At 44.2% G+C, this 3,880-nt stretch carries 4 protein-coding genes; all 4 read left to right on the forward strand.

All coding sequences use genetic code 11. The features are described 5' to 3' along the window. The first annotated feature begins 126 nt into the window (after positions 1-126). Positions 127-399, forward strand: coding sequence for a hypothetical protein (locus tag EDM52_RS23600; RefSeq protein WP_122911346.1), 273 nt, complete (start codon positions 127-129; stop codon positions 397-399). Positions 400-689: 290 nt separating this feature from the next. Beyond that, positions 690-1,289 carry a uracil-DNA glycosylase gene (locus EDM52_RS23605; protein ID WP_122911347.1) on the forward strand — a complete coding sequence of 200 codons (600 nt, stop codon included), beginning with the start codon at positions 690-692 and terminating at the stop codon, positions 1,287-1,289. 303 nt (positions 1,290-1,592) lie between these two features. Continuing rightward, positions 1,593-2,195 carry a TetR/AcrR family transcriptional regulator gene (locus EDM52_RS23610; RefSeq protein ID WP_122911348.1) on the forward strand — a complete coding sequence of 201 codons (603 nt, stop codon included), beginning with the start codon at positions 1,593-1,595 and terminating at the stop codon, positions 2,193-2,195. A 281-nt stretch (positions 2,196-2,476) separates the two neighbouring features. After that, entirely contained in the window at positions 2,477-3,823 is a 1,347-nt protein-coding gene (locus EDM52_RS23615) for an MFS transporter (protein ID WP_122911349.1), read from the forward strand. The last annotated feature ends 57 nt before the right edge of the window (positions 3,824-3,880 follow it).

Consider the following 3,880-nt stretch of genomic DNA (forward strand, 5'->3'; position numbering starts at 1 on the left):
GTTCACATATAGTGTACTAAATTACACTCCATGTGTCCAAGTTTCCTAAGGGGCTATTGAGAAGGAAGATTTGATTATATAAAGGACGTTCAAAAACTAGAAGAATTGGTAAGGATATTTCCAAATATGAGTGGCTGCGCCATCCTTCTTACCAATGATAGTGCTTACTGGAAAAAACCTCTAAAAAAAGAAACGGCCGACGCAGATTTTAGAATACACGAAGGGAAAGTTGTTGAAGGAAGGTTATGCTGGAAGGAAGGAACGTCCTTAGGTACGATGAGCGGTAGGGAAGAAGGAATTAACCTTAGCGGTACTTATCAAATGAAATGGCAGGATTATTCTAAGGTTAGCGAGGAGAGATACGGGGAATTTAGATATTTACTGGTTGCTATAGAATAAAGAATAAATGAATCATATAAAAGGAATGAAGGAGATAACCGGAAGTTTACATGTTTACACTTGAAAAATAAGTACCATATTAGTTATGCGCTGTTATCTCTCGTTGAGAAGAAGTAGGGAGGGGCGTCACGCCTCCACCAAATACATAAAATGTAAAGCCACCTGATGAGGGTGGTTTTTTTTATGCGCTGCAAGCGACAGATAAAACCTTTTCATTTTTTAAAGTTTGGAACTGTAGTATCTATCCCATGCTAAGAGATGACAGATTATTTTGAGCGGGAGTGACAGGCATGGATGTCATCGAGGGGAAATGCTTAAAAGTCTGGCCAGAGGAAAAACCTCCAACTGGTGTGGAGAATTGCAGCGACTGCGGTCTATTTACACATGGTTCCCGTTTAATCTGGGGAGAGGGGAATCCAAATGCACCGATCCTGATTCTTTTGGATAATCCGGGAGCAAGGGAAGACGGTGATGGAAATTCATTTATATGCGGGACGAGGCAAACTTTGCAAAAAGCGGCATATGAGGCAGGTTTTCATGATTATGATTTATACGTTACTTATGTATTAAAGCGACGTCCTCAAAAGGCATACGACAAGCCAGCAGCGCGAGCGGCATGTATACAACATTTACTCGATCAGCTACAGAGCAAGTCACCCCGGTTTGTCTTTTGTTTAGGAAATGTTGCTACACAATCTTTTTTTGCAGAAAAAGAGGCTGAAGTGAAAAACCTTCGGCAAAAGTGGCATTCGCCCAGAGGGGTTAAAACGGCGGTTTCGTACCATCCGTTGGCTGTACGTAGACGGCCGAACCTTTGGCCGAATTTTATCTCCGATTGGCTATTTCTGGCGGCAACCTATCATGGAAATGACAATATCAATAACCAGTGAGGTTTGACCACTCCATCGCCCATGTGACGTGACTAGCGCTCAACCGAAATATAATTGAGTGACTGCGCTCGGAGATGCTTCTGTATCGCTGATTTACCCCTGCGGGGAACTGGGATCGGACGGGGTTCGAATCCCGCGCCTTCACCTAATACATAACATGTAAAGCCACCTGATGAGGGTGGTTTTTTAATTTTAGGGACATGAAATAGCGAACAGCATAATTTTTTACTTGACGTACACAAATGAAAATTATACCATAAACCTACCGATCGTTCGGTTGTTAAAAGGGGTGATACGATAGCCATGTCAACAAAAGAGAAAATCAAGCAGGTCGCTTTATCGCTTTTTGCCCAAAGAGGATTCGATGGTATGTCTATGAGCGATTTGGCTGCCGGAGTCGGTATTACGAAGGCCTCTTTATACGCCCATTACAAGGGAAAAGAGGAACTGTTTTTAGCGGTCTTTGAAGATGTAGCCAAAGATACCGAAACACTGATGAACCGGTTGTTTGAGGAGTCGAAAGAGATGAATGTCCACGATAAGCTGCGCCATCAGTTTGTGGAATTTATCCGTCATTACTACATGAACAAAGAGCGCCATGCATTCTGGAGCCAGCTGCTTCTATTGGCGCAGCCCGAGCTTCGCGAGAAAATATTCAAAAACATTCTTACTTGGAATGAGACGATTCAGGAGAAGATGGAAGCGATTTTTGAAGATGCCATGACACTGGGTATCATCCGACAAGATCTTTCTTCCAAAAAAGTGATGTCCTTTCGTGCCATGCGTGATGGGGTGCTCATGTGGATGGGCACCCGTCCAGAGTTCAATAGCGAATGGGTTGATGCGGCTTGGTCTGATTATTGGTTCGGATTGCTGCCAAGAGAAGGGGAAGGAAATGGAAAATAATACATTGCGATTAGAAGAAGATCTTGTACAGATTATCATCCAATTAAAAGACGTACACTGGAAACTGGCAACATGCAGATCAAATGACCAACTCATGCGCCAAATCAATGCGATACAGAATCAGCTTGATTTTATCAAAAAGGGCCTCTCCATCGGTTAAGATTGGGGAGGTCGGTCAACATTGTAGAAAACATTGGTCATTTTTTGTTGACTATATAGGGTACAGGGGTATAGTATATATTCATTAGAAAATCAGATGATTCGTATAAGGAGAATGAAAAATGAGCACAGAAGCGATACCTCAAGTTCAACAAAAAACAGGCATTTCTCGCGGACGTATGCTGTTCACTTTCTTGCTTGGAATCTTTATGGGTGCTCTTGATCATGGCATTGTTGGTCCGGCCTTAAGCTCCATTATTTCTGCTTACCAAGTGAGTGAATCTTGGGGGGTCTGGAGTTTTACGGTTTATACGCTTACCTTCGCTGTTAGTATTCCGGTGTTAGGCAAGCTGTCAGATCGATTGGGACGAAAACAAACATTCATTATAGGTATCAGTTTGTTCGCGATTGGATCGATCATCGCTGCATTTGCCTCTCATTTTACAGTGTTTCTCCTGGGACGCGCTGTCCAAGCAATAGGCTCTGGGGGTATATTCCCGATTACTGCTGCTCAGATTGCTGTTACCACACCTCCTGAAAAAAGAGGGAAAGCATTAGGTCTGATTGGTGTAGCGTTTGGGATTGGAACCATTGCAGGTCCTTCCGTTGGTGGCCTGATCCTCAAGGTGCTCGAATGGCAGTGGATCTTCCTGATTAATATCCCGATTTCCATTCTCATCCTTCTTTTGGTTACTGGACTGAAACAGGAGCAGCCCATCGTGAAAAAGCCGATTGATTTACCTGGAATCATCTTGCTCAGCGTCGTGATCCTTGCCATCATGTACGGCATTTCGAGCAGCAGTTGGATATTCATCCTTGCTGGCTTGGTGTTGATTCCCTTCCTGTTAATGATCGAAAGGAAACAAGCCGATCCGCTGCTGAATACCGGCTACTTTACCAGGAAAAACACGGTGACGCTTCTCGTTTCGTCGCTCATTTCCGGCTTTGTCATGGCTACCTCGATCAACTTCCTGCCATTTTTCACAGAATCGATGCTCGGCATGGAAAAAGGCAGCTCGGGACTTTTGGCCACACCGTTCGCCATTTCTTCTGTGATCGCTTCGCTCATAGGTGGATCGATGGCGGATAAAATTGGCGCGAAAAAAGTATTGCTGCTAGGATTCATGATTTCGATTCTGGGCGCACTCTCGCTCGGCTTTGCTGTAAATTCCCTGGCGATCTTCGTGTTGATCATTGTGGTCATGGGATTTGGTGTAGGCATCATCATCGGCGCACCCCTTAACGTCTTGATCCTGCAAGCGATAGAGCCAAAAGAGACAGGTGCTGCAATAGGATATCTCAGTCTCTTCCGCTCGCTGGGCTCAACCTTGGGTGCCACTGTAGCAGGAAAATTGATTGGTATGGCTGCCGGGTTTGCTTATCTATTCACCATCAGTGCATTTGCCTCTGCAGTCAGCATTTTCTTGATCGCAGTTTTCATTAACTCAACTTTCGCAGAGCGAAAATGAGCGTATTCCCTTGGTACAACAAGTTTAAAGCCGATTTTAGAATGCTCCTTGAAAAAT

Source organism: Brevibacillus invocatus, assembly GCF_003710915.1.
In the GTDB taxonomy this organism is placed as follows: Bacteria; Bacillota; Bacilli; order Brevibacillales; family Brevibacillaceae; genus Brevibacillus; species Brevibacillus invocatus.